The sequence below is a fragment of the Gluconacetobacter azotocaptans genome (assembly GCF_014174355.1).
GTDB classification, from domain to species: domain Bacteria; phylum Pseudomonadota; class Alphaproteobacteria; order Acetobacterales; family Acetobacteraceae; genus Gluconacetobacter; species Gluconacetobacter azotocaptans.
Genome location: NZ_JABEQF010000003.1, coordinates 243746 through 267972 on the forward strand (window position 1 = coordinate 243746; position 24227 = coordinate 267972).

Below are 24227 nucleotides of genomic sequence, written 5' to 3' on the forward strand. Positions count from 1 at the left end.
GCGGCCGGGCAATGAACCGGACCGACGATCCTCGAGCGCGCAGGGCGGTCGACCCGGCAGGCAGGACACCATCACCCCCTCGGATATCCACATTGGCGACCCCCGCTGACGCCCGGTTCATCGTGACGCGCATGCTGCCCTGTCTCTGTGTCCTGGCGCTGCTGGCGGGATGCGCCTCCCCCCCTGTGCCACGCGACGATGACGGCCTGCCCGTCATCGACGGCCCACGCGCAAACCGCTCGGCCGGCGGTCGGGGTGGCCAGGGCATCTGGTCGGATATTCTCCACACCGCCATGCAGACGGGCATGCAGGCCGGTATGGGGATGCTTCATCACTGATCGTTCCCGGGAGTTGCCAGGTTCGGGCCATTCGCCCGGCCCTGCGGATGGATGGCCCGGCGCGAGCTTCTCCGGCCCGTTCAGAATGACGCGCTGACGGTACCAAAAAACTGCCGGACCGCGCCACGTTCCAGCGACTGATAGTCGCCACTCAGCGGGTTGCCGTTTTCGCCCATCATCGAAATATATTTTGTATTCAGCAGATTATAGACGTTGAATCCGAGGGACAGATTCTTCAGCGGCCCGTAATCTCCGAAGTGGTACTTCGCCCCAAGCGTCACGAGCCAGTAGGCCGGGACGGACGTATCGTTGACGTAGGAGAAATAGCGTTTTGAGTAGTAATTGGCGTCGATATGCGCTTCGGCGCCTCTCCAGGCATAGCTCAGGCTGGCTTTGTACATGACCTGCGGAAAATTGACGACCTTCTTGCCCTTCATGGCGTAGACGGCATCCGGTTCAACGAGGTCGCGACCGTAGGTGGAATGATTGTAGCTCACGCTGTTGTAGATGGAGAGCCCGCGGAACGGTCGGAAAGTCAGTCCCGCGTCCATCCCGTACATCGAGATGCTGCCGGTATCGACCATGGTCGTGATGGGGAAATTCAGTGTGCCCTCGGTCGCCTGCTGAAGCCTATGGCGGACGTCGGCGTGGTAACCGTCCAGCGAGGCCGTCACGACAGGCGAGGTGTAGCGGTATCCGACAAGGTAAACCCAATCCTTTTCCGGTTTCACCGAATGCTGGAGCGTCTTGAAGGCGTCCTGATTCTGCACGCCCCAGAGCGAGCCGCTGCCCCAGGGTGCGACGGTATAGCCCCGCATGTTCTCGGCCACGTCGAAATACAGTTCATGGCCGGGGAGGAACCGCCAGTTCGCGCTCACGTTGGGCAGGAAGGCGGACGCGGCGGTCATGCTGCCGTTCGCCAGCGCGGCCTCACCGGTGTAATCGGTGTTGTTGTAATTCGCACCGCCCGATGTGCTGACGATCATGCTGCGGAATCCCGCGTGGATATCCAGGTTTTTCAGGACATGATAGGTATCTGCCAGGAAATACTGGAAGGTGTTGGTCGTCCATTTGAAGTCATAGGACGTCAGGAAGGCAGGACCGTACGTGTTATACGGCCCTATCGTCTTGAGGGGAGCACCCTGTCCAAGAAGCGGTTCGTTGAAGAAATACTGGCCCGATTCCTGATTGTTGTTTTCCAGCCAGATTCCGGAGTTGAGGCTGTTGCGTGCGATGTCGTAGCGGACGGCGGAGGTCATGCCGTAGCGAACCTCCCGCGATTCCCACACCTGTTCGGAGAAGGGGGCACCGGTGGCCGAGGGCTGCCACGGGTCGCCGTAAGTGGTGTAGAGGACTTCGCTGTTTCCGTAGAAGTTGGTTTGCCAGCGCAGGTGATCGGTCATCTCGAAATCGAGATTGAGCGCGCCGAGATAGGAAACCTGATGCTGCCCGCCGTCATAGAGGCTGACCGACCAGGGCTCCTGACCGGTGATTTTGTCGTATCCCGGCGGAAGGTAGGTCCCCTGGGCAACGTGATAGGCGGTGGCGTAGTCTGGATAGAAATATTCCGTTCTCCAGCCAAGATTGTTCAGGATTTCAAGAGACTGGTCGGCATAACCCCACTGCGAGTTGTTCGACCAGTTCATGAAGGCGGACACCTTGGACGCGTTATTGACGGGCTGGACAAGCTTCGCCTCCGCCTGTTGCCCAAGCTGGTTGCCGTAGCCTTTCCATTTCTGCGTGTCAGAGCGTGCATAGGCCAGGTACATCTTCGTGCCGGTCCGGTTCATCGCGCCGGTATCGAAACGGCCGTACGTTCGGAAGGAGGAGTTGCTTCCGAAAACCTGCGAGAGTTTTCCGCCCATTTTGTCTGCCGGGTCGTCGCTGACGAAACGGATCGCGCCGCCGAGATTGGTGTTCGACGGAACGTCGACGGCGCCGCCGCCCTGGGAGACCGACATAAAGCCGATATCGTCGGTGATGATGGCCTGGCTGACATTCAGGCCGCTGATCGTATTGTAGGACTGATCATTAAGCGGGACACCGTCGAGCGTCATGCCCAGCCGGTCCCAGAAAAAGCCACGCATGTAGAGGCTGCTGGACCAGGCGTCGAGCCCCAGCGCGTCGCCGGAGCTGAAGCTCAGACCCGGCGTGCGGGCGGCGAGGATTTTGAGCGGGTTCGTGCCTTCCACGAACTGTTCCATGACGGCCTTGCCGACGGCTTCCTCGCTGCCGCGCGAGACGGCGCGGCTGGTCTGGACCACGATGGATTCGCTGTCCGGCTTCGGTGCCGCGGGGGGCAGATGCCGTGTTCGCGCGGCTCCGTTCGGGCGAGTCGTAACCGGACTGGCTGGCGCCGTTCCGACGGGATGCCGATGGGATGTCGCGGATGTTCCGGGAGAGGCGGTGGCAGCCCAGGCGGTGGATGTGAGAAGCACTGCCGAGAAAATGCCTGTGGAGCAGCGAACGAGCAGGCATGACGAAAAGCGCGACGTCGCGCGGTAAGTATATGCCATGATTATTACTCTATCTTTGCCGGGATGAGACAGCGCGGAATTTCGGAGACGTATCTTTCTAGGTATAGCCCCGGCTGACCAGGCATTCCTGGACAGCGCGTTCCGCCTCGTCGATTGCGATATTCGTAAAGGCCGACGCACCTGAATCGGCGTTGGCGATGGCGATCCGGCCGTAGGGGCGGCGGCCGACGACATGCGGTTGTTCGGCCTCCGGGAATTCGGGATCGCCAAGCGTGTCGTATGTGTATGCGTATCCGTGCGGCCACCGGTTGACGGTCAGGCCGAGGATATCCTGTTCCTCCCTGAAACCATAAGGTCCGAAAATACGCTGAAGCTGCAGGCGTGTTTCTTTTTCTATGGTTTCGAACGGTGTCGCGAGCATTTCCGCCCGGCCCATGCGGTTCTGTTCCTTGCGCGGATGGCCGGGGAAATTCGGATTGCGCAGCATGTGGAGCGTGACGGGCTCGTCAGGCGAGAGAACCGTCTCGAATGCGCCGAAGCGCGCCGGGCTGTCGAGAAGCAGGTGCTGATAGTAGCCGTGCGGGACGCTGAGGCTGCTGATACCGGCCTGCTTCCAGGCATGCCAGTTGCTGAGGACGACGCTGGTGTACATCATCGGCACTTTCGACGGGTATTTCAGCGCCTCTCTCTGAGGGTCCGGCAATTCCGGAACGATGTAGGGAATGATGTTGTTGAAGCAGGCCAGGACCACGTTCTCGGCCGTGACCGCGTGACGTACCGGGTCGGAACCGTCCGGCTTCTGATACACGATACGCACCGGCGCCTTTCCGGCGGCCTTGTCCTGCGCGCTTGCCCCCCCGACATGCTCGACACGAACAACCATCTGTCCGAGCCGGATGCGGACCGGCGACCCGGCTCTGTCCAGTTCGCCGTAATCCGCTTGGGCCGTTACGATGCTTTCCATGGTCTGCGGCGTCCCGAAGACCGCGGGAACCAGCTGGCCGACAAGCAGGCGGGCGATGGAGGCGTTGCCGTCGGGGAAATGAAAGACCGGGGAATCGTCGACGGGGTCCTGCTCGATCCTCATGCCCGCGAAGCCCGGCGCGCCGTAGCGCATGGCCATGAAGGCGGGACAGCTATCGACACGCATGTTGTTGCGATATCCGTCGCCATGGAAGAAGGCGACGGCTTGGTCGGGAAGTTTCGCGTAGTCCCGAAGAAAGGTTTCATAGCTGATGGATTGCAGGAGGGTGCGGCGGCCCCGCGGCGTCATCCCGGGCAGGAAGTTGACGCGCGGATCATGCAGATGGATGAGCGCCCGGCGGGACGGTTCGTCCAGCGGGGCGTCCTTCCAGAACGACGCCGGTGCATTCGGTGTGTAGCCCGCCAGGATGCGATCGGCCGTGAAATGGTCGCTATCGAAGAAGACACCCCGATTCATGCCGGAGAATATCCTGGGCTGCTCGATTCCGCCCGTGCGGGACAGGTCGATGCCGAGCTCGGAAAGCAGCGACTTTGCCGTGAAGCTGTAGGGGAACGGCGATTCGATGCTCATCGTGCCGCCATAGGACAGCAGCGTGCGCCCCCGGATACGGTACTCGTTTCTTTTGGCATGCCCGCCGAAATCGTCGTGATTGTCGATGACGAGAATGCGCGTGGCCGACCCGAGCGCGCGACGATAGAACCAGGCGGCGCTGAGCCCGGAAATCCCGCCGCCGACAACGACAAGATCGTAATGTTCGCCGGTGTCGCGGGCCTGAACGGGCCCGGTGAAGCCGCCGTCGCGTGCGACATGGGCGATTTCGAACGAACCGGGATACTGGCCGCGCAGACCCTGCTTCAGCGGGGGATCGTCTGCACGGGCGATGGTGGAATCCGCTGCCGAGGCGGCGTTTGGTCCGGCCAGCAGGCCGGAGAGGGTGGCGGCGGATACACCGTTTATGAAGTCTCGTCGTGTTATGGAGGATCTTGTCATTTCGGAAACCTCTTTCCACGGGTGATGCAATGTCGCCTGTTGGGGCGGGCATCCGGTTCAGAAGGTGGCCGGACCGGGGGATGGCGGGACGAAAGGAAAAATCTGGCGGTCGAGCAGTTCGGCGACGGCGCGATGAGCGGCTTCGAACGCGGCGTCGGTATGGGGGCTGGCGGCGGAATCCGCATTGGCGATGGCGATGCGGCCGAAGGGCTGGCGGCCGGTGACGCAGGGGCGGTTTTCCGATGCGGTGAAAACCCATTCGGGCGGGTCGTAGAGGCTGTTGTAGGTATAGGCATAACCGTGCGGCCAGCGATTGACGGTGATCGCGGCGATGTCCCTGTCCGCGTCGAAGCCGCCTGGTCCGAGGATATGTTGCAGCTGCCCCCGTATTTCCTTCTCGAAAGTGTCGAAGGAGGTGGCAAGGAGCATGGCGCGGCCGGCGCGATGCTGATCGCGTTTCGTCGGCAGGCCGGGCACCCCGAAGGTCTTGATCATGCGCACGACGTTCGGCATCGCGGGGTCGGATGGTGCCTTGAGGCCGCCGAGCGACGCCGCTTCGGCAAGCTGCACCTGTTCGAAATACAGTGTCGGACAATCGATGTCGGCGACACCAAGTTTATGGAAGGCGCGCCAGTTCCGGATCGCTACGTTGGCGTAGACGATCGGCCCCTTGACGCCGTAGGCGAGGGCGTCCTTCTGTTTCGCCGGCATGGTCGGCACAAGATAGGGGATGACCATGTTCCAGCAGGCAAGCACGACCTGCCGGGCGCGAATGCGGGTGATCGCGTCCGGATGCGGGTCGCCGGCCGGGGCGCAGAGGATGGAAACGGTTTCAGCCTGATCGGGCGGTCCGTCGTGCGCGATGTTCAGTGCCAGGGTGGACAGGCGGATGCGCGTCGGATTGCCGGCGAGATCCAGCTTCGCATAGTCGAATGTCGCCGTTCCCATCTCATCCTGGGTCCGCGCCCTGGTGGCGCCAGGGACGAGCGAGGCGACCAGGAGCCGGGCCAGGGTGGCGTTTCCGTCCGGAAAATGCACGGACTCACCGCTTTCGGCCTGTCTGCCGTGCTGTCCGCCGGGGAGATCGGACAGCAGGCCTTCGGGCAACGTACCCAGTCCGAGTCCGGAAAAGCCGGGATAGCCCATCGCCCAGGCGAACAGGGCCGGCATGGCATCGGCGCCGACACAGAAAACGCCCGCGCCGGCCTTGCTGAAGATCCGCACGACGGACGGATCGACCTTGGCGCAATCGCGCAGATAACGGTCATAGGCCATGGTCGCGAGGCGTTTCTTCTTTTCCGCGACGCTGGCACCGGCGAGATAGTCGGGTTGCCGCGATGCCAGCAGCCTGGCCAGATCTGCGCAGGCTTTTTCGCCGAGCGGCGCCTTCGCGACGAAATCGGGGCCGAAGCCATACCACGATGTACCGGGCGGGACGTGTCTGGGAACCAGGGTGTCCGCGGCCCAGCTTTCCCGGTCGAAGAAAAAGGCGCGATCCATGCCGAGCCGTTCGTACAGGCCGGCCTCCCGCCGGTTCTCGCGCAGGTAGGCGGAAATATCGACGCCTATCTCGTCGAGAATGCGTTTTGCCCATTCGTTGTAGCGGGCAGGGGACTCGATTTCGAGCGTGCCGCCGTTGAGGGCCAGGAGGCGGCCATCGACGATGAATTCATTGCGTTTCGCATGACCGCCGAAATCATCATGATTTTCGAGGATCAGAACAGATTTGCCCGACCCTGCGTACCGGTGGAAGAAGTGGGCGGCGGCAAGGCCGCTGAGGCCACCGCCGACCACGACGAGATCGTAGAGTTCGCCGTCGTCATGCCCGCCGGTTGGCCGGAGGGTACCGTCGCGCAAGGCGTGGCCGGCTTCGAACGCGCCGGGGTGGCTGCCGCGCAGGCCGGTTCTGCGGGGCGGAGGCACGCTGTCCGGGTCGGTGGCGCCGAAAGCGGGAAATGTGCTGCAGGAGATGTTGGCGCATGCCGCGGCAGTCGCGACGCCGTTGATGAAATCCCGCCGCGTGATCGCGGACCTTGGTCCTGACCTGGGGGGCGGGCATCCGGGCCTTGGATCGGGGCGGTCGGACATGGACGTACAACTCCGTAGCATGTTTCCTGACGGCCCGGTATTTTGCGGTAGCAGGCATGCCGGACGGCGGGAAAGACGCAAACAGTGAGTGAGCGATGAATTCGTTGTAGTATCGTGACGAAACGAATGCAAGATTTTTTACTGTCGTGAAAAATTGGCTGTATCCGGACGTATGATTATCGGTTCGTGAAGGATGTGCATGGAAAATCTGGACGGCGCCCTGGGGCGGCGCCTGCGTGAGCGGAGAAAGTCGCGGGGTCTGTCGCTACAGCAGATTGCCGATCAGGTCGGGATTTCGGTCGGGCATCTGAGCCAGATCGAACGCGGCATGTCCTCGCCGTCCGTGCGGGACCTGATTCGTATCGCAGAAATTCTGCAAACTTCGGCAGGAGAATTCCTGGACCTGTTCGAAGAGCCGTCGCGGGACCGGATTGTGGTGCGGCATGCGCAGCGGCCGCCTGTCGCGCTGAAGAACGGGATCACGAAACTGCTGCTGACGCCGCATGAGGAGGCGCCGCTGAAAATGTTCATGGTGACCCTGGCGCCGGGCAGTACGACGGGCGACGAATTATACGCTCATGAAGGAATCGAGGCCGGACTGGTTCTGGAGGGCCGGATCCGGCTGATCGTGGAACACCGGGAGATGCTGGTGGGCCAGGGCGACAGCTTCCGCTTCACGAGCGATCGGCCTCATCGCTTCATGAATGCCCATGACGGTGAAAGCCAGGTGCTCTGGGTGAATTGCTCGATGCTTCCCGTGCATCTGGTCTAAACAGGCCCTGGTGCGGAACCGCATGGGCGGTGACGGTCAGCATTCAGTTCGTGCAGGCTCCGCTCTCATCCGCACCTTCAGCGGCATGCCTCAGGGCGCTGCCCTGAAACCCGCCAAAGGCCGGCGGCCTTTGGAAACCGACCTGTTTTATTCATGATCGGGGTTCGGGGCCTGGGGCCTTCCGGCTACCCCTGCGCCATCGCCGCCAGATGCTCGACCATCGGGGTCAGGCGGCGGACGATCTGCCGGACGCCGTCCGGACTGGGATGGATATGGTCGGCCTGCACCAGAGCGGGGTGGGCCGCGACGCCGTCCAGGAAAAACGGGTCCCACAGGATACCGGGGCGGTGCGACAGGCGGTCGAACACCGCGCGGAAGGACTGGCCGTAGGGGGTGCCCATGTTGGGCGGGGCATACATGCCCGACAGCAGCACCGGCAGACGCAGCGCCTGCAGGCGATCGAGAATGGCCGTCAGGTTGCGCTCCATCAGCGCCGGGTCCAGCCCGCGCAACCCGTCATTGCCGCCCAGTTCCACGATGACCGCGTCCGGCCGGTCGCCCAGCGCCCAGTCCAGCCGCGCCAGGGCGTCGGTGCTGGTGTCGCCCGACACCCCGCCATCCAGAATGGTGATGCGGTCGCCGCGCGCATCGAGCGCGGCCTGAAGCCGGACCACGAACCCGTCGCCATGCGCCAGGCCATAGCCCGCCGTCAGCGAATCCCCCAGCGCGAGGATCCGGACCGGGCGGGCAGGGCCGTCCGCCGCCCGGCCCGACGAACCGATGCAGACCGCGCCGCACAGGCACAGGACGGCAAAAAGGGTTCGGGCCATTCGCCCGCGCCATGTAGCGTATGAAACGAGGCAAACCGGATTGTCGGAAGGAGCACGCATGGACGGCGAAGGATTCCCCAGCGGACGACCGGCCCTGATAGAGGCGGAGGACCTGTGGCTGACAGTGCCGGCCCGTCCGGCGGGGGTCAACCCGAAGGGCGGCGGCCAGAACGACAGGGCCGGCGGCCTGGACATCCTGTCCGGCGTCAGCCTGCGGGTCGGCGAGGGCGAGGCCGTGGGAATCGTCGGCCCCTCGGGGTCGGGCAAGACCTCGCTGCTGATGCTGCTGGCCGGGCTGGAACGTCCGACGCGGGGCAGAGTGCGGATCGCGGACACGGTGCTGGGCGACCTGGACGAAAACGCCCTGGCCCGCTTCCGCCGCCGGACCACGGGCATCGTCTTCCAGTCCTTCCAGCTGATCCCGACCATGACGGCGCTGGAAAACGTGCTGGTGCCGCTGGAACTGGCCGGCCGCGCCGATGGGGTCGCGACCGCGACGGCCGCCCTGGCGTCGGTGGGGCTGGACGGGCGTCTGGGACATCTGCCGACCGAACTGTCGGGCGGCGAGCAGCAGCGCGTCGCGCTGGCGCGCGCGTTCGTCACCCGGCCGCGCCTGCTGCTGGCGGACGAACCGACGGGCAATCTGGACACCCGCACCGGCGAGAGCGTCATGGCGCTGATGTTCAGCCTGCAGCAGCACTACGGCACCACCCTGGTGCTGATTACCCACGACCCGGCACTGGCCGCCCGATGCGACCGCCGGCTGCATGTCCGCGACGGCCGGGTAACGGCCGATCATCCCTTGCGGCGGGACGATCCATGAGCCCGGCCCCGACGCCCGGCCTCACGCCCGACGTCGTCACCCAGGACGCCGGGCCGACGGGCCTGGCGGCGCTGCGGCTGGCGGCGCGGCTGGCGCTGCGCGACCTGCGGGGGGGCATCGGCGGATTCCGGATCGTGCTGCTGTGCCTGGCGCTGGGGGTGGCGGCGATCGGGGCCGTCGGCGGGTTGCGGGCCATGATCCAGGACGGGATCGCGGACCAGCAGCGCACGCTGCTGGGCGGAGACCTCGCGATCGACAGCAGCGACCCGCTGCCCGACGCGCTCTCCCGCTTCGTGACGGCGCATGGGGGGCGGATCGCGCATGTACTGCGCATGCGTTCGATGCTGTATGCCCCGCACGACGTCGCGGCCGACAGCCAGGCCGGGCCGGGTGGACGGATGCTGGTCGAAATCGAAGCCGTCGACGGGGCCTATCCGCTGGTGGGCGCTGTCGCCAGCACGCCGTCCCGGCCGCCCGGGCAGGCGCTGTTCGCCGATACCGACCCGCCCGGCGTGCTGGCCCAGCCGATCGTGATCGACCGGCTGGGCCTGAAACCGGGGGACCTGCTGCGGATCGGCTCGGCCCGGTTCCGCCTGGCGGGGACATTGACGCACAGTCCCGACAATGCCGGCGGCGTGGTGCTGGCGCCGACCGTGATGATGGACCGCCGGGCCCTGGACGCCGCCGGCCTGCTGCAGGTCGGCGCGCTGGCCAACCGGTCGCTGCGGATCGCGCTCGACGGGCCGGACATGGGGCGAAGCGCGCGCGCGGCGGAGCTGGCCGACGCCATCGCCCGGCACTTCCCCGACCAGGGCTGGCGAATCCGGGGCGTGGCCGACGCCGCCCCCGGCCTGACACGCACGATCGACCAGGTCGCGCGGTTCATGAGCCTGACCGGCCTGACAGCCCTGCTGCTGGGCGGGCTGGGCGTATCGGCGGGGGTCGCCTCATGGCTGGAGGGGCGGGGGCGCACCATCGCGGTCCTGCGCTGCCTGGGGGCACCGGCCCGGCTGATCTCGTTGACCTTTGGCCTGCAGATCATGGGGCTGTGCGGCATCGGCATCGCCGCCGGCATGGCGGCCGGCCTGCTGCTGCCGTCGGTGGGGGCCCACGCTCTGTCGGGCCTGCTGCCGGTGGCCCCCACGCGGACGGTGGCGGTGCGGCCCGTGCTGCTGGCGGGCCTGTTCGGCGCGCTGGTGGCCGCGTTTTCAGCCATCCTGCCGCTGGTTCGGGCGGCTGCGACCCCGCCTGCGTCCCTGTTCCATGACCAGGGACGCAGGCGGGGGCTGGACCGCGCCGGCCGGATCCGGACGGGGGCCGCGCTGGCGGCCTGTGCCATCCTGCTGGGCCTGCTGGCCGAGGCGATGACGCCCGGTCACCTGTTCGTCGCCGGGTTCGTCGGCGTGGCGCTGGCGGCGGCCGGCGCCCTGGCACTGGTCGGGCTGGGGCTGCGCCGCGTCGTCGGCCGGATGGTACGGCACATGGGGACGGAACGTGGTGTGTTGCGCCTGGGGTTGGCGCTGTTCGCCCGCCCCGGCGCGCCGACGGCCCGCCTGGTCGTGGCACTGGGCGCGGGGCTGGCGGGCATGGCCACGATCGTGCTGGTCGAAGGCGCCATCATGGCGCAGTTGCGCGACCAGTTGCCGCGCCAGGCGCCGTCCTTCTATTTCGTCGATATCCAGCCCGACGACCTCGACCGGTTCGACCGCGTGGCGCGCGCCCAGCCCTCGGTCAGCGAAATCCGCCAGCTTCCGTCGATGCGCACGCGCATCGTCGCGATCGACGGGGTGCCGGCCGAACGGGTGCCGGCCACGCCGCAGACCCAGTGGGCCCTGCGCGGCGATCACGGGCTGACCCTGTCGGCGACACCCCCGCCCGGCACGCAGCTTGCCGCCGGGGCATGGTGGCCGGCCGATTATGACGGGCCGCCGCTGCTGTCGCTCGATTCCGGGCTGGCCGCCGGATGGGGCGTGAAAATCGGCTCGGTCGTGCGGCTGAACGTCCTGGGCCGGTCGATCGATTTCCGGGTGGCGAACCTGCGCACGGTGGCGTGGCGGTCGCTGCAGCTGAATTTCGCGTTCGTGGTGTCGCCGGGCCTGCTGTCGCACGCCCCGCACACCTTCGTGGCGACGGTGATGACCTCCGGCCGGCCGGATCAGGACGCCGCCGTTCTGGCGGCCGTCACCGACGCCCTGCCTGGTGTCACCGGCATCCGGGTCGCCGACGTGCTGGCCGAACTGGGAACGCTGGTGGGTCGTCTGGCCGTGGCGCTGGCGGCGGCGGCCTCGGTCGTCCTGGCATCGGGCGGCCTGGTGCTGGCGGCGACATTGGCGGCAGGGTGGCGGCAGCGCGTCGCCACGGCCGCCACCCTGCGGGCGCTGGGGGCTGGCGCGGGGCAGATCCGGGCGATCTGGCTGGTGGAATTCATCGTGCTGGGGCTGGCCGCCGGCCTGTGCGCGGCGGGGCTGGGCACGCTCATCGCCTGGCTGGTGACGCGCGGCGTCCTGCATATGCCCTGGACCGGCGCATGGACCGACCTGGCCCTGACCCTGTCGGGCACGCTGGTTGCGATGATCGGCTCGGGGATGCTGTTCTGCCGCTGGGCCCTGCGCGCCGCCGGGCGTAACCGACGTTAGACAAGTCGGGCTTTGCCCGAACCCACCCGTTATCCCGGATTGGGGGCCTGAGGCCCTGGACCCCGATCATAAAACGACTGGGTTTCCAAAGGGCGATGCCCTTTGGCGGGTTTCAGGGCAGCGCCCTGAGACTCAAGGCCGCCGTTCGACTTTCAATTCGCCGACCGTCAGCTTCTCGACCCGCATGTCCCGGATGGTGACCCGTCCCAGCGCCAGCCGCCCGATCGCGACGGCCCCGATGGCCAAGGCGCCGACCGAGAGCGCGCCAACCGCCAATGCCCCCACGGATCCGGCTCCGAGGCCCAAAATCCGCAGTCCCCGGCGCCCGGGTGACGTTACGTCCATGTCTACCTTCCTGCCATGCAGGCCGTTTGGCGTCGCCGCTCTCCCCTCAACTGATGGGGCAGGTCAGACATGACATCAAAACATGATCCCGCGAGGACCGCAGGCGGCTCGGACATCGGAGATCTGTCTATCGATAACAGGGAAGGTCGCGACGCGGCGATTATCCGTCAATATGCCCAAAGGCGCTGACAGACCAAATCGCCAAAACGGGTAGAAAGAGGGGCAGCGTTTTGCCCCTCAACCCGATATACTGATTTTTTGTGAAAAACCGGCAGGAACTGGTGGAGCCAATCGGAATCGAACCGACGACCTCCTGAATGCCATTCAGGCGCTCTCCCAACTGAGCTATGGCCCCGCCGTCACCGTCGCCAATCCGTCCGGCGCCGTGTGAGTGCGCGGGGTATAACTGCCGTCCGACCCCTTGGCAACCCCCTATTTACGACATCACCACCCCATGCTGGCGCAGGAAACCCAGCAGCTTCAGAAGCGGCAGACCCAGGATGGCGGCGTGCTCGCCCTCCACCCGGTCGAACAGGTGCACGCCGCGCCCTTCCAGCAGGTAGGCCCCCACCGACGACAGGATCGCCTCGCCCTCGGCCGCCAGGTAGCGGTCGAGGAAGGCCTCGGAAAACGGCCGCATGGTCAATTGCGGCCGCGCGACATGCCGCCAGATCGTCTGGCCGCCACGCCGCACCACGACTGCCGTATGCAGCACATGCGTCCGCCCCCGCAGCCGCAGCAGTTGCACCCGCGCACCATCGCGATCGGCCGGCTTTTCGAACCATTCGCCGTCGCAGGCCAGGATCTGGTCGGCGCCGATAACCACCGCGTTGGGATCGTCGATGCGCCCGGCCTTCATTTCGGCCAGCAGCAAGGCCGCTTCGTCGGGCGACGCGCCCTCGGCCAGCGCCGATTCCCGAATGGCGTGCTCGTCGACGCGGGCGGGGCGGGATTCAACGGACAATCCAGCCTGTTCCAGCAGAATTCTGCGGGTTCGGGACTGGCTGGCCAGTACTATCCGGGGCGACTCGGCCTGTAACCGGGCGGGGGTAGGTACTAATGACGAGTCGCTCATGATCGGTGCCTCCGTACTGCGATAATCAAAGGGCTTGTTCGGCCCGAACGAGTACTGGGGTACATGGGGATAGTACTCCGGACGCTTCTTGACCGTACCGAGTACCGTGGACAACGTCCATCGGGCTCCGTACGGTGGGTTGTACACAGCGCCTTGTCGGTAGTTTCTGGATAAGTTCGCTAACCCCTTGAAGATCAATCGCCTGCAAACTGTACACCCTGTGGGAAAGACGGGGTACGTTTTTGGAAACGTGGGTACCCCGTCATCCACAGGCCCTATAACCCTCAACAGCATTTCTTTCTTCTTATTTCATGTTTAGAGGTGGGACCCGAAAGCTGGTGACGACGTACCGGACGTTCACGACGGTCCTGTCATCTTCGGCGAAAGTACGGAATATTCCCCCGATGACAGGAATGAACGACAGGGCGATGACGGAAACAGGCAAACCTCTGCTGCGGGTGCTTCAGGGCGAGGCCGTCTGGCCACCTCCGCTGTGGCTGATGCGGCAGGCCGGGCGATATCTTCCGGAATTCCGGGCGTTGCGGGACAAGGCGGATTTCATCACCCGCTGCATGACGCCGGATCTGGCGACCGAGATCACGCTGCAACCCATCCGGCGCTATGCGATGGACGGGGCGATCCTGTTTTCCGACATCCTGATCCTGCCCTGGGCCATGGGCCAGTCGCTGGATTTCGTGCAGGGCACGGGGCCGGTGCTGGGTGCGATCCGGTCCGAGGCCGATCTGGCGCGGCTCGACCCCCGGCGCGTTGCCGACGCGACGGCGCCCGTGATGGAAACGCTGTCGCGCCTGCGCGCGACCCTGGACGGCCCCGACCCGATCGGCGCGGCGCAAGGCGGCAAGGTGGCGCTGCTGGGCTTCGCCGGCGCGCCCTTCACCGTCGCGTGCTACATGGTCGAAGGCCATGGTTCGCGGGATTTCGAGGCGACGCGGGGCATGGCCTATGCCAACCCGATGCTGTTCGACCGACTGATGGACATGCTGACGCGGGCGACGGCGGACATGCTGTGCGCGCAGATCGATGCCGGGGCCGAGGCCGTGATGCTGTTCGACAGCTGGGCCGGCCTGCTGCCGCCGGCGCAGTTCCGCCGTCATGTCATCGCGCCCACGCGGGCCATCGTGCAGGAAATCCAGACCCGTCGCCCTGGCATTCCGGTCATCGGCTTCCCGCGTCTGGCGGGCATCATGGCCGCGGAATATGCTCGCGACACCGGCGTGAAAACCATGGCGCTGGATACCGGAACCGACATGGCGGCGATGGCCGGCCTGGTGCCGGACCTGCCCTTGCAGGGCAATCTCGACCCGCTGCTGCTGCTGGCCGGCGGCGACGCGATGGCGGCCGAGGCCCGGTCGATCCGCGATGCGATGAAAGGCCGGCCGCATGTCTTCAACCTGGGGCACGGGGTCGTTCCCCCCACCCCGCCGGAACATGTCGGCGAACTCGTACGCATCGTCAGGGAGGGGTGAGCATGCTGCCCAGGGCTGTTCGGCCGGACGGGCGCCTGCGCCTCGTCATCTTCGATTGCGACGGGGTGCTGATCGACAGCGAGGGGCCGTCCTGCCGGGCGGTTGCGCACGAACTGCGCCAGATCGGGCTGGATCTGGACGATGAGGCGGCGGTCCATCGCTTTGCCGGCAAGGCGCTGACGGCGATCAAGATCGAAGCCGAGACCGAAACCGGCCGCGCGCTGCCGGCGGATTGGGCCGCGACGATGCAGGGCAAGCTGGTCGAACTGATGCGGCGGGAAGCCCGGACCATCGACGGGGCGCACGGCATGCTGACTGCGGTGGTCGGGCTGGACCTGCCGGTGCGCGTCGGCTCCAATTCGTCCATCGCGGAAATGGATGTGAAATTCGGTCGTACCGGCCTGGACCAGTTCGTGGCCGACCGCATTCATTCGGCGCGGGACATGGGCAAGCCCAAACCCGATCCGGCGGTCTATCTGCACGCCGCGGAAATCGAAGGCGTAGCCCCGGACGATTGTATCGTGCTGGAAGACACCGATACCGGCGCGCGGGCGGCACAGGCGGCGGGTATGGCCTGCGTGCTGCTGCGCCCGCTGGACCATCCGGCGCCGGACTGGCCCGGCCTGTTCCGCATCGGGCACCTGTCCGAATTCGCACCGTTCCTGGAACGGATCCTGGCATCGCAGGGCCGGGACGGGGGACGGTCTTGATCGAGGGGTTCCTGCCGTTCCTGGCATGGTTCAAGGCCCTGCACGTGATGTCCCTGATCGCGTGGATGGCGGGCCTGTTCTACCTGCCGCGCCTGTTCGTCTATCATTGCCAGGTCGCGCCCCGGTCGGCGGAAAGCGAACGGTTCAAGATCATGGAACGCAAGTTGCTGCGGCAGATCATGACGCCGGCGATGATCTGCACGTTCCTGTTCGGCATCCTGCTGGCCCTGACGCCGGGCACCGTCGATTGGCATGCCGGCTGGTGGTACACCAAGATTGCCGGCGTGCTGGGCCTGGCGGGTTTTCACGGCGCCTGCGCCTCCTGGCGGCGGCAATTCCAGTCCGACCGCAACACGCGGCCGGAAAATTTCTATCGCGCAGCAAACGAAATTCCGACCGTGCTGATGATGGTCGTTGTCATCATGGTGATCGTCCGGCCGTTCTGACGGTCGGGTTCAGGCAAGTGCAGCGCCCGATCTTCCTTTCAATGCCTATGGGGGCAAAGCCCTTGTGAAATGACGCCGCCATATGTTTTCCGATAGGTTCGGCCTGTCAGGATGGGGGCAGCGACAATGGATGTAACGGATCATGCGTTCGGGACCGACCGGATAACGGTTCGCGTCGCCGCGGCGGGGGCCGAGCTTCATTCGCTGCGCGATGCGGCGGGGCGCGAGCACATCTGGCCCGGCCTGCCGGCGTGGCCGCGCCATGCGCCGGTTCTGTTTCCCATCGTCGGACGACTGGCCGACGATACGGCCTGGATCGACGGCAAGCCCTACCACCTGACCCAGCACGGTTTCGCCCGCGACCGGATGTTCAACTGGGTCGAGCGGACCGGGGCCGGATGCACGCTGGTCCTGACCGATGACGAGGCCAGCCGGCACATCTTTCCCTTCCGCTTTTCCCTGACGATCACGTATCGCGTCGACGGGAACGTGCTGCATGTCGGCTATACGCTGCACAATCCCGATGATCACGTCGTCCTGCACGCGTCGCTGGGCACGCATCCCGCCTTTGCGTGGCCCTTGCGTCCCGACGTGGCGAAGGAGGATCACATCCTGGAATTCGCCCATCCCGAACCCGCGCCGGTCCGGCGGCTGGCCAAGGGATTACTGCTGCCCGACCTGTTTCCTTCGCCGATCGAAGGGCGGGAGCTGCCCCTGTCCGAAGATCTGTTCGCGGCCGATGCGCTGATTCTGGATCATCCGGCCAGCCGGCAGGTCACGTTCCGCACGCCGGATGGCCAGGGGCTGACGATGGCATGGCACGGCTTCAGGCAACTGGGTCTGTGGATGAAGCCGGGGACGGATTTCCTGTGCATCGAACCGTGGTATGGTTTTGCCAGTCCGGTGGGTTTTTCAGGGGATTTCGCAACGAAGCCGGGTTTGCTGCATATCGCGCCCGGGCAAAGCTGGACCGCCGCATGGTCGGTAAGACTGGAGCCTGGTCTCAATCCGTAGTATGAATGATTCTTCGGCGGCATATCTCGGGGCGCTGCCCTGAAGCCCGCCAAAGGGCATCGCCCTTTGTAAACCCAGTCGTTTTTATCCATGATCGGGGTCCAGGGCCTCAGGTCCTGGTGGGTTCGGGCAAAGCCCGATTTGAATACGGTCGTTTTCCAATGTGTGGACGTTTTGCCAACGATCTGCCGAAAGAGCTGATGCAACAGATCTTTCGGACGACGGGCCCGGCGCCGGAGTGGCTGGCATCCTGGAACATCGCGCCACGACAGCCCGCGCCGGTCGTGCGGCGTCATCCGGCAACGGGCGAACGCAGGCTGGATCTGCTGATGTGGGGCCTGGTGCCCAACTGGGCACGAAGCATGGATCGGCAGCCGATCAATGCGCGTGCCGAAACGGTGGCGACCTCCGGCATGTTTCGCGCGGCGTTCCGATCGCGGCGGTGCCTGGTCCCGGCGACGGCCTATTATGAATGGAAGAGCGGTTCGCACCCCCGCGCGCCCTATGCCTTTGCGCGGCGCGACGGGGCGCCGCTGGCGCTGGCCGGCTTGTGGGAGTCGTGGGAATACGAGGGCGATATTCTGCGCACGTTCGCGATCATCACGACCCAGGCCAGCGACGCGATGCGGCCGATCCATGACCGGATGCCTGTCCTCATCGCCGACCGGGACCAGGACACGTGGCTGAACGCCCCGCCTCAGGTCGCGGGCGATCTGCTGCATGGGACCGGGGATGATGTCCTGCGCTTCTGGCCGATCGGCGTGGCCGTTAACAACACACGCAACAACAGACCGGAATTGCTGGACGCGGGCTGATAATCGGGTGGCGAAGGCAAGGGTGAAATCCTTGCCGGGTTCGGGCAGAGCCCGGGCTGTCTCGCCAGCCGGTGTTATTCCTCGAACGTCACCGCGACGTCCCCATTCGCCGACAGCCGCACGGTGTCGCCTTCGACGCCGGCGATCAGGCCGATCGAGATGTAGTGATTTTTGCCGTCCGCGGCGTCTGCTTTCGCCAGTCGGATGCGATGGTGCTCGACATGATCGACGGTGCCGACATGCACGCCGTCGGCACCGATCACATCGGCATGTTCCTTGATCCGGGTCAGGTCAACCATCGGATTTTCTCCAATGCTCCAGACCCGGTCTAACGCGGCATCGCATGCCCGGTTGCGGCGCTCGTCAGGGGTGTTCCGCGTGGTGGATGTCATCCGCCGTGGACGATGCCGGGGCCGGCGTGCGGATAAGCCAGTAGACGATCCCCAGGGACAGGACGGCGGCCGACAGCGCCAACATTTCCAGGACATTCACGCCGTTGAGGTCAAGGACGATGAATTTCCGCACGGTGGCCATCATCCCAATCAACAGCACCGAGCGCATGCGGACCATGCTGTGCGGTTGGACGTCGGGCAGTACCAGGATGGAATGTTTGAATTCCAGGGCGATCAGGACGGTAAAGAACATGCCGAATACGCTTTGCAGCACCTGCGGGCTGGTGGGCGACAGGCCGGTGGTCAGCAGCATGTGTCCGACGGCCACCACGACATGGAACAGCGACAGGCTGGCAATGATGACGATCAGGAACGTCAGCACCAGCATCGCGCATTCTTCGAACAGGTCGAATGCTTTCGCCGTCTGCAGGAAGCCTGGTATTCGGGAAATCATCTCGGTCCGCCTCTGTCTATCCTATGAGGCCAAGGTAACAGAAACGCGATCGCTTAGACACCGTAAGGTCGGAAGGCAGGGGCGGGGGGAATTCAGGCCGCCTGTGCGCCTGCCTCGGCCAGGATGGCGCGCAGGACCGGCCATAATTTCGGCTGGTCGGCGACACTGACCGTAAAGCGCAGCATGGTGGACGGGGCCTGCATCGGCGAGAACAGCGAGCCGGGCGCCAGCAGCACGCCGTGTTCCGCGGCCAGGCGCGCGACGGTTTCGGAATTGCGCCCGCAATCGGCCCATACGAACATGCCCGCATAGGGCAGGTGCGGCAGCATCAGGCCGCAGCCGGTCAGGGCCTCGATGCAGTGATGGCGCGCCTGGTCGACACGCTGGCGCACACGGGTCAGGTGTCGCGCATAATGGCCTTCGTGCAGAAGGCGATGCACCACGCTTTCGCCCAGGCGCGGCGTCGTCAGCCCGGCCAGCAGCTTCAGTTCGGTCAGGCGCGCGATCAGGTCCGGCCGCGCGGCCAGCATCCCCACCCGCAGGCCCGCCGCCAGCGTCTTGGCATAGCCCCCGACCAGGATGACGCGGCGCAGGCGGTCCAGCGTCGCCAGCCGGATGGGCACGCCCGGGTGGAAATCCGCATAGGTGTCGTCTTCCACGATCAGGAAATCATGCCGTTCGGCCAGGCGCAGCACGTCATGGGCCGCCGCCGCGCCCAGCGTATGGCCGGTCGGGTTATGCACCGCGCTGTTGATCAGGAACAACCGGGGCCGGTGCGCCGCGGCCAGCCGGTCCAGCGCCTCCAGGTCGGGTCCGTCCGGGCCGCGCGGCACGCCGACGATGCGCGTGCCATAGGCTGCCAGCCGCCCGAACAGCAGGAACCAGCCGGGGTCCTCGACCAGAACGGTGTCGCCGGGCTGCACCAGCAGGCGCAGGACCAAATCCAGCCCCTGGGTCACGCCGGCCGTCGTCATCAGGTGATGGTCGGGATGGGCGGCGATGCCCTGGCTTTGCAAGGTCGAGGCCAGTTGCGCGCGCAGCGGCGGATGTCCGCGCGGATGGCCGTAATCGAGGAATTCCGTGCCGGCCTGGCGACCGACCGCGCGGATGGCGGCGGTGATCATCTCCGCATCCAGCCAGCCCGGGGGCAGAAGGCCGGCGGCGGCCGGAATGGCGACCGGCGCGCCGTCATCGAACATGCCCCGCAGCAGCCATGCGACATCCAGTCGCGATGACGGCACGCCGGCCGGCGAAACCGCATCGGCGATCGGCGCCGCCGCCGCCCGCGTTCGCACGAAATAGCCCGACCCGTGGCGGGGTTCGACCAGGCCGCGCGCCACCAGCCGTTCGTAGGCCTCGACGACGGTAAAGCGGCTGACGCCGGCGCTGTCGGCCATGCGCCGTACCGACGGCAGGCGGCTGCCCGGGCGCAGGGCATGGTCGGCGATGCGGGCCGAAAGCTCGTCTTCCAACTGCGCGACCAGCGTCCGGTCGCCCCCGCGCACCGGCTGCCAGCGGGGCAGAAGGCCCGAAGGGCGGGGGTGTTCAACTGGCATGGTCCAACTCCCGGTACAGTATGGCGAAAGGGGGGTTAACTGTACCGGTCCTGTTCCGGCCAGATCGTCAATACTGTCGGCAGGCACCTTCCCGCAAACGGAGATTTACCCATGTCCGCCTTCTGGCACAGTTTCGGCCCCCTGGCGGTGTTCGCCCTGGTCGCGTCGATCACGCCCGGGCCGAACAACACGATGCTGGCGGCGTCGGGCCTGACGCACGGCTTCCGGCGGACGCTGCCCCATATGCTGGGCGTCTCGGCCGGCTTCGTGGTCATGGTGGGGCTGGTGGGCGTGGGGCTGGACACGGTCTTCGACCGGCTGCCCTGGCTGTATGTGCTGCTGAAATATGTCAGCGCGGTCTACCTGCTGTGGCTGGCGTGGAAGATCGCGCAGGCGGGCGCCGGGGCGTCGTCGTCGGGGGCCGGGCGGCCGCTGGGCTTTCTTCAGGCGGCCGGTTTCCAGTGGGTGAACCCGAAGGCCTGGGTCATAGCCATCGGCATCGTGTCCGCCTATACGCCCCGCGACGAATTCCTGTTCAACCTGCTGGTCGCCTGCCTGATCTGCGGGGCGATCAGCCTGCCGACGGTCGGCCTCTGGGCGGGGTTCGGCGCGGGCATGCGGCGCTGGCTGGCGCGGCCGGCCATCCTGCGCGGCTTCAATCTGGCGATGGCGCTGCTGCTGGTGGCGTCGCTCTACCCCCTGATGCAGGAGGCCGCCGCGCGATGAAGACGATCGGCCTGATCGGCGGCATGAGCTGGGAGAGTTCGGCGGTCTATTACCGCCTGATCAACGAGGGCGTGCGCCAGCGCCTGGGCGGGCTGCATTCCGCGCGCTGCCTGATGTGGTCGTTCGATTTCGCCGAGATCGAGGCCCTTCAGCGCGCCGATCGCTGGGACGACGCGACGGCGCTGATGATCGACGCGGCGCGGCGGGTGGAACGGGGCGGGGCAGCCTTCGTAATGATCTGCACGAACACCATGCACCGCATGGCCGACGACGTGCAGGACGCCATCGGCGTTTCGCTGCTGCACATCGCCGACCCGACGGCCGAACGCATCCGCGCGGACGGGCTGCATCGCGTGGGCCTGCTGGGCACGGCCTTCACTATGGAGCAGGATTTCTACAAGGGCCGCCTGGCCGGGCGGCACGGCCTGGACGTGCTGGTCCCGGACGCGGGCGACCGCCAGACGATCCATCGGGTGATCTTTCAGGAACTGGTGCAGGGGCGTCTGCTGCCGGACTCGCGCCAGGCGTGCCGCGAGATCATCGGGCGGCTGGTGGAACGCGGGGCCGGGGCAATCATCCTGGGCTGCACGGAACTCATGCTGCTGCTCGGCCCGCAGGACAGCCCGGTGCCGCTGTACGACACCACCGCGCTCCATGCCCATGCCGCAGTGACGATGAGCCTGGAGAAATGAACTCCCGATCGCCGAATGTCCGCGCAGGGGGCAGAGCGCGATCCGCGTGATCACGAAGATCCTGGCTTTTGTGTCGGAAACAATACAATAAGGAGGATTATCCTCCTTGACCCGCCGCCCTCTGGAATTCAGCATCGCAATATCTGGACACAGGGTCGCGATATTGCGTCCAAAGGTTTTGCCCCTGATGTCCGCCAAGTATTGAAAAGGAACAAGGAAGAGGCGTACGCTACCACAGGAACACGGCAGGCACGGGATCGCCGGCAACTTCGGTCTGTCACCGTCTCGTTGATGTGGAGAACCTGATTGGGCTGGAGACCTTGCCGACCGGCTGAGTCCAAACGGGGTATCAAGAGCGCCGTCCTGCTGGTGGCGGCCTTCGGGGTAAGCGCCCTGACCACGCGCTTCCTCTGCTCTGACGAGTTCGGCTATTCTTCCTTCTGGCCGGCAAATGCGGCGATGCTTGTCGCCCTGCTCACCCTGCGGGCACGCCTTTCGGTCTTTGTCGTGGTGGCGTGCTTGCTCCTGAATTTCTTCATCAACAAGCTGAGCGCCCTGTCGCCGCCCGAGTCATTGCTCGCATGCATTCTCAACGTGATTCTGGTGTTGCTTGCCGCGCCGTTCACCCGGCGTTTCTGTGGTGCGCTTACGGACCTGACCCGTCCGCACCGTTTCGTGGCGTTCACGATCATCGCGATGCTGTCCGCTGCCACCGAGGCCGGGATCGGCGTCCTGATCGAGACCGTGTTCCTGAACGACCCCGGCACGCCGTTCGCGGAATGGCTGCAATGGGTTTTGTGCGACGCGCTCGGCCTGATGCTGGCCACGCCTGCGGCCCTTCATCTGGTGCGATCGTCACTGCGCGCGCGTCCCTACCCCGATCCCGACGGCAAGGCCGTTACCCTGCTTATGCTGTGCATCCTGTTGACGATCCTGAGTTTCTCCTGGTCCAGATCGCCGTTGTTTCTGTTTGTCTATCCGGTGCTGGCGATGCTGGGCTTCCATGCCAGGCCGATCTGGATTCTTATCTCGATCTTCTTCGTTTCGATCTTTGCCTCGGCTTTGACGGCGCACGGCTTCGGGCCGATCGCCCAGCTGTCGCCGGACGGGCATCTCATGCGCGAGGATATGCTGCAGCCGTACCTGTTCTCGCTGTTCCTGGTGGTGTTGCCGATCAACAATGCCATTGGCGAGAGACGGCGCTATACCCGCAGGCTCCTGCTGATGAAAGTCAATCTGGAACACGTCGCGACGCACGATATGCTGACGTCGGCGATGAATCGCCAGATGTTCGAAACCGCCCTCCGTTCGATGATCAGGAACGCCACGCCCGGCGCCGTACTGTTCATCGATATCGATGATTTCAAAGGCATCAACGACAGTCTGGGACACCAGGCGGGAGACGATTTTCTCAGGGTGTTCAGCGCAAGACTGATCGAGTTGATCAAAGGCTTCCAGGGCTGCGTGGCCCGCTATGGGGGCGACGAATTCGCGGCGATCATTCCCGGGACGTTCTCATACGAAAAGCTCGATCTTCTCTGCGCCTCCTTGTCGGACAGCCTGCGCGAACCGTATCTGTTTTTCGGGATCGAACGGTCGGTCACCGCCAGTATCGGCGCGGCGACGATTGAATCGAACAGCATCAATGCCGACGACATCATGCGTCGGGTCGATATCGCCCTCTATATGACCAAGGCGTCGGGGCGCAACGGCTACTCCCTCTTCAACGACCACGTTGTCGAAGCCCCTCCGCCACGCGTGAGCACGTGGCGGTAGCGGCACCCACCAGGGCGCTGCCCGCTTATCCATGATCGGGGTCCAGGGCCTCAGGCCCTGGCGGGTTCGGGCAAAGCCCGAATTTCCTGCCGGCAGAGAACCGCGTTAGGCGAAGATTTTCACAGATCTGTCGGTGGAGGTCGAGCGCACCCTGATGCGGGCGCGGCGCCCCAAATCCAAACCGGGCCATGGGGCGCGTCCGCGTCGAACCCGCATAACCGTCGCCGTACAGCAACGTTGTCTGGCCGGGGGATGGGGATGAAAGGGCGATAACATGAACAACCGGCCAGCCACGCTTTCGCACCATATCTTACAGAGCGCGGGGACGATGATCGGCGTCTGCGTGACGCTGATCGGGCTCGTCAAGGTCGTCGAGGCCCGTGTCGGCCCCTCTCATGTCGACGAATATGCCGCCCTGACCTCGCTGCTTTTCCTGGCCAGCGCACTATGGTCCTATATTGCGATGCGGCATCCTAACCGCCCGCGTCTCGGCGCCCTGTGCGAGGCCTCCGCCGACCTGTGCTTCCTGCTGGGGCTGATCGCGATCGCGCTGATCTCGACCTTCTTCGCCTACGAGGTCATCTGACGGGGCAGGGCCGTGATGCACTGCTGTTTGCTCGACCGTGCGACGTTGGTCGCGCGGGAGGGGCAGCAAGAAGGGCAGGATTTACCCTTTTCTCTCAAGGCTCTGATTTTTTGAGGAAAATAGTCAGCCAGTGGTGGAGCTGAGGGGAATCGAACCCCTGACCTCCTCATTGCGAACGAGGCGCTCTCCCAACTGAGCTACAGCCCCACTGCCT

At 65.4% G+C, this 24227-nt stretch carries 22 protein-coding genes and 2 tRNA genes; 13 read left to right on the plus strand and 11 right to left on the minus strand.

The genetic code is table 11. The features are described from left to right. Positions 1-92: 92 nt before the first annotated feature. On the plus strand, positions 93-338 hold the full coding sequence (locus HLH34_RS05120) for a hypothetical protein (RefSeq protein WP_244959653.1): 246 nt from the start codon (positions 93-95) through the stop codon (positions 336-338). Positions 339-418: 80 nt separating this feature from the next. On the opposite strand, the gene HLH34_RS05125 is transcribed toward HLH34_RS05120, so the two are convergent. From HLH34_RS05125 to HLH34_RS05135, 3 genes are all read right to left on the minus strand, one after another. Beyond that, complete coding sequence (locus tag HLH34_RS05125; protein WP_264784238.1) at positions 419-2602, minus strand: TonB-dependent receptor; 2184 nt, start codon at positions 2600-2602, stop codon at positions 419-421. A gap of 310 nt (positions 2603-2912) precedes the next feature. Beyond that, on the minus strand, positions 2913-4790 hold the full coding sequence (locus tag HLH34_RS05130; RefSeq protein WP_183118516.1) for an NAD(P)/FAD-dependent oxidoreductase: 1878 nt from the start codon (positions 4788-4790) through the stop codon (positions 2913-2915). A 57-nt stretch (positions 4791-4847) separates the two neighbouring features. Beyond that, a complete protein-coding gene (locus HLH34_RS05135) occupies positions 4848-6647 on the minus strand; it encodes an NAD(P)/FAD-dependent oxidoreductase (RefSeq protein ID WP_244959655.1) in 1800 nt (599 codons plus the stop codon). Positions 6648-7077: 430 nt separating this feature from the next. Here HLH34_RS05135 and HLH34_RS05140 point away from each other — a divergent pair, with 430 nt between their 5' ends. Then, a complete protein-coding gene (locus HLH34_RS05140) occupies positions 7078-7650 on the plus strand; it encodes a helix-turn-helix domain-containing protein (protein ID WP_204737253.1) in 573 nt (190 codons plus the stop codon). A 185-nt stretch (positions 7651-7835) separates the two neighbouring features. On the opposite strand, the gene HLH34_RS05145 is transcribed toward HLH34_RS05140, so the two are convergent. After that, positions 7836-8480 (minus strand): arylesterase, encoded by a 645-nt coding sequence (locus HLH34_RS05145; protein ID WP_183118518.1) that lies wholly within the window; start codon positions 8478-8480, stop codon positions 7836-7838. 58 nt (positions 8481-8538) lie between these two features. On the opposite strand from HLH34_RS05145, the gene HLH34_RS05150 reads away from it, so the two are divergent. Together HLH34_RS05150 and HLH34_RS05155 are read left to right on the plus strand one after the other, a co-directional pair. Beyond that, complete coding sequence (locus tag HLH34_RS05150) at positions 8539-9303, plus strand: ABC transporter ATP-binding protein (RefSeq protein ID WP_183118519.1); 765 nt, start codon at positions 8539-8541, stop codon at positions 9301-9303. Beyond that, positions 9300-11939 (plus strand): ABC transporter permease, encoded by a 2640-nt coding sequence (locus HLH34_RS05155; protein ID WP_244959657.1) that lies wholly within the window; start codon positions 9300-9302, stop codon positions 11937-11939. Before HLH34_RS05150 ends, HLH34_RS05155 begins: the two co-directional genes overlap by 4 nt. Before the next feature lie 132 nt (positions 11940-12071). Here the strand turns inward: HLH34_RS05155 and HLH34_RS05160 are convergent, their stop codons facing one another. The 3 genes from HLH34_RS05160 to HLH34_RS05170 form a co-directional block, all read right to left on the minus strand. Next, positions 12072-12224, minus strand: coding sequence for a hypothetical protein (locus HLH34_RS05160; protein ID WP_204737250.1), 153 nt, complete (start codon positions 12222-12224; stop codon positions 12072-12074). A 339-nt stretch (positions 12225-12563) separates the two neighbouring features. Then, positions 12564-12639 (minus strand) — tRNA-Ala (locus HLH34_RS05165). Positions 12640-12720: 81 nt separating this feature from the next. Continuing rightward, the gene (locus tag HLH34_RS05170) at positions 12721-13359 is read right to left on the minus strand and encodes a Maf family protein (protein WP_244959659.1); all 639 of its coding nucleotides are present in this window, start codon (positions 13357-13359) and stop codon (positions 12721-12723) included. Between the two features lie 428 nt (positions 13360-13787). Between HLH34_RS05170 and hemE the strand changes: the two genes are divergently transcribed. From hemE to HLH34_RS05195, 5 genes are all read left to right on the plus strand, one after another. After that, positions 13788-14846, plus strand: coding sequence for a uroporphyrinogen decarboxylase (gene hemE, locus HLH34_RS05175; protein ID WP_183118522.1), 1059 nt, complete (start codon positions 13788-13790; stop codon positions 14844-14846). A gap of 2 nt (positions 14847-14848) precedes the next feature. Continuing rightward, positions 14849-15556, plus strand: a complete 708-nt coding sequence (locus HLH34_RS05180; RefSeq protein ID WP_183118523.1) for an HAD family hydrolase — start codon at positions 14849-14851, stop codon at positions 15554-15556. Further along, positions 15553-16002 carry a protoporphyrinogen oxidase HemJ gene (hemJ, locus tag HLH34_RS05185; protein ID WP_183118524.1) on the plus strand — a complete coding sequence of 150 codons (450 nt, stop codon included), beginning with the start codon at positions 15553-15555 and terminating at the stop codon, positions 16000-16002. The genes HLH34_RS05180 and hemJ overlap by 4 nt, the downstream gene beginning before the upstream one ends. Positions 16003-16128: 126 nt before the next feature. Then, positions 16129-17016, plus strand: coding sequence for an aldose 1-epimerase family protein (locus tag HLH34_RS05190; RefSeq protein WP_183118525.1), 888 nt, complete (start codon positions 16129-16131; stop codon positions 17014-17016). A gap of 161 nt (positions 17017-17177) precedes the next feature. After that, positions 17178-17831: an SOS response-associated peptidase gene (locus HLH34_RS05195; protein WP_183118526.1), complete on the plus strand. Its 654-nt coding sequence runs from the start codon at positions 17178-17180 to the stop codon at positions 17829-17831. Positions 17832-17905: 74 nt separating this feature from the next. On the opposite strand, the gene HLH34_RS05200 is transcribed toward HLH34_RS05195, so the two are convergent. From HLH34_RS05200 to HLH34_RS05210, 3 genes are all read right to left on the minus strand, one after another. Then, positions 17906-18223, minus strand: a complete 318-nt coding sequence (locus HLH34_RS05200) for a DUF2171 domain-containing protein (RefSeq protein WP_244959661.1) — start codon at positions 18221-18223, stop codon at positions 17906-17908. Next, positions 18195-18677: a phosphate-starvation-inducible PsiE family protein gene (locus HLH34_RS05205; RefSeq protein ID WP_183118528.1), complete on the minus strand. Its 483-nt coding sequence runs from the start codon at positions 18675-18677 to the stop codon at positions 18195-18197. The genes HLH34_RS05200 and HLH34_RS05205 overlap by 29 nt, the downstream gene beginning before the upstream one ends. 92 nt (positions 18678-18769) lie before the next feature. Beyond that, entirely contained in the window at positions 18770-20233 is a 1464-nt protein-coding gene (locus HLH34_RS05210; RefSeq protein WP_183118529.1) for an aminotransferase-like domain-containing protein, read from the minus strand. Positions 20234-20344: 111 nt separating this feature from the next. Between HLH34_RS05210 and HLH34_RS05215 the strand changes: the two genes are divergently transcribed. The 4 genes from HLH34_RS05215 to HLH34_RS05230 all read left to right on the plus strand — a co-directional run bounded on the left by HLH34_RS05215 (position 20345) and on the right by HLH34_RS05230 (position 24013). Beyond that, the gene (locus HLH34_RS05215) at positions 20345-20959 is read left to right on the plus strand and encodes a LysE family translocator (protein WP_183118530.1); all 615 of its coding nucleotides are present in this window, start codon (positions 20345-20347) and stop codon (positions 20957-20959) included. Then, positions 20956-21651 carry an aspartate/glutamate racemase family protein gene (locus HLH34_RS05220; RefSeq protein WP_183118531.1) on the plus strand — a complete coding sequence of 232 codons (696 nt, stop codon included), beginning with the start codon at positions 20956-20958 and terminating at the stop codon, positions 21649-21651. The genes HLH34_RS05215 and HLH34_RS05220 overlap by 4 nt, the downstream gene beginning before the upstream one ends. A 306-nt stretch (positions 21652-21957) precedes the next feature. After that, a complete protein-coding gene (locus HLH34_RS05225; RefSeq protein WP_220792041.1) occupies positions 21958-23427 on the plus strand; it encodes a diguanylate cyclase domain-containing protein in 1470 nt (489 codons plus the stop codon). 274 nt (positions 23428-23701) lie between these two features. Beyond that, entirely contained in the window at positions 23702-24013 is a 312-nt protein-coding gene (locus tag HLH34_RS05230) for a hypothetical protein (RefSeq protein ID WP_183118533.1), read from the plus strand. 131 nt (positions 24014-24144) lie between these two features. Here HLH34_RS05230 and HLH34_RS05235 read toward each other — a convergent pair. Continuing rightward, positions 24145-24220, minus strand: a tRNA-Ala gene (locus HLH34_RS05235). Positions 24221-24227 lie beyond the last annotated feature (7 nt).

Excerpts from the sequence above, each read along its gene's own strand:
- HLH34_RS05130 (WP_183118516.1), bottom strand. The coding sequence starts at position 4,790 with ATGACAAGATCCTCCATAACACGACGAGACTTCATAAACGGTGTATCC.
- HLH34_RS05140 (WP_204737253.1), top strand. The coding sequence starts at position 7,078 with ATGGAAAATCTGGACGGCGCCCTGGGGCGGCGCCTGCGTGAGCGGAGA.
- HLH34_RS05145 (WP_183118518.1), bottom strand. The coding sequence starts at position 8,480 with ATGGCCCGAACCCTTTTTGCCGTCCTGTGCCTGTGCGGCGCGGTCTGC.
- HLH34_RS05150 (WP_183118519.1), top strand. The coding sequence starts at position 8,539 with ATGGACGGCGAAGGATTCCCCAGCGGACGACCGGCCCTGATAGAGGCG.
- HLH34_RS05155 (WP_244959657.1), top strand. The coding sequence starts at position 9,300 with ATGAGCCCGGCCCCGACGCCCGGCCTCACGCCCGACGTCGTCACCCAG.
- HLH34_RS05170 (WP_244959659.1), bottom strand. The coding sequence starts at position 13,359 with ATGAGCGACTCGTCATTAGTACCTACCCCCGCCCGGTTACAGGCCGAG.
- hemE (WP_183118522.1), top strand. The coding sequence starts at position 13,788 with ATGACGGAAACAGGCAAACCTCTGCTGCGGGTGCTTCAGGGCGAGGCC.
- HLH34_RS05180 (WP_183118523.1), top strand. The coding sequence starts at position 14,849 with ATGCTGCCCAGGGCTGTTCGGCCGGACGGGCGCCTGCGCCTCGTCATC.
- HLH34_RS05190 (WP_183118525.1), top strand. The coding sequence starts at position 16,129 with ATGGATGTAACGGATCATGCGTTCGGGACCGACCGGATAACGGTTCGC.
- HLH34_RS05195 (WP_183118526.1), top strand. The coding sequence starts at position 17,178 with ATGTGTGGACGTTTTGCCAACGATCTGCCGAAAGAGCTGATGCAACAG.
- HLH34_RS05200 (WP_244959661.1), bottom strand. The coding sequence starts at position 18,223 with ATGACATCCACCACGCGGAACACCCCTGACGAGCGCCGCAACCGGGCA.
- HLH34_RS05205 (WP_183118528.1), bottom strand. The coding sequence starts at position 18,677 with ATGATTTCCCGAATACCAGGCTTCCTGCAGACGGCGAAAGCATTCGAC.
- HLH34_RS05210 (WP_183118529.1), bottom strand. The coding sequence starts at position 20,233 with ATGCCAGTTGAACACCCCCGCCCTTCGGGCCTTCTGCCCCGCTGGCAG.
- HLH34_RS05215 (WP_183118530.1), top strand. The coding sequence starts at position 20,345 with ATGTCCGCCTTCTGGCACAGTTTCGGCCCCCTGGCGGTGTTCGCCCTG.
- HLH34_RS05220 (WP_183118531.1), top strand. The coding sequence starts at position 20,956 with ATGAAGACGATCGGCCTGATCGGCGGCATGAGCTGGGAGAGTTCGGCG.
- HLH34_RS05230 (WP_183118533.1), top strand. The coding sequence starts at position 23,702 with ATGAACAACCGGCCAGCCACGCTTTCGCACCATATCTTACAGAGCGCG.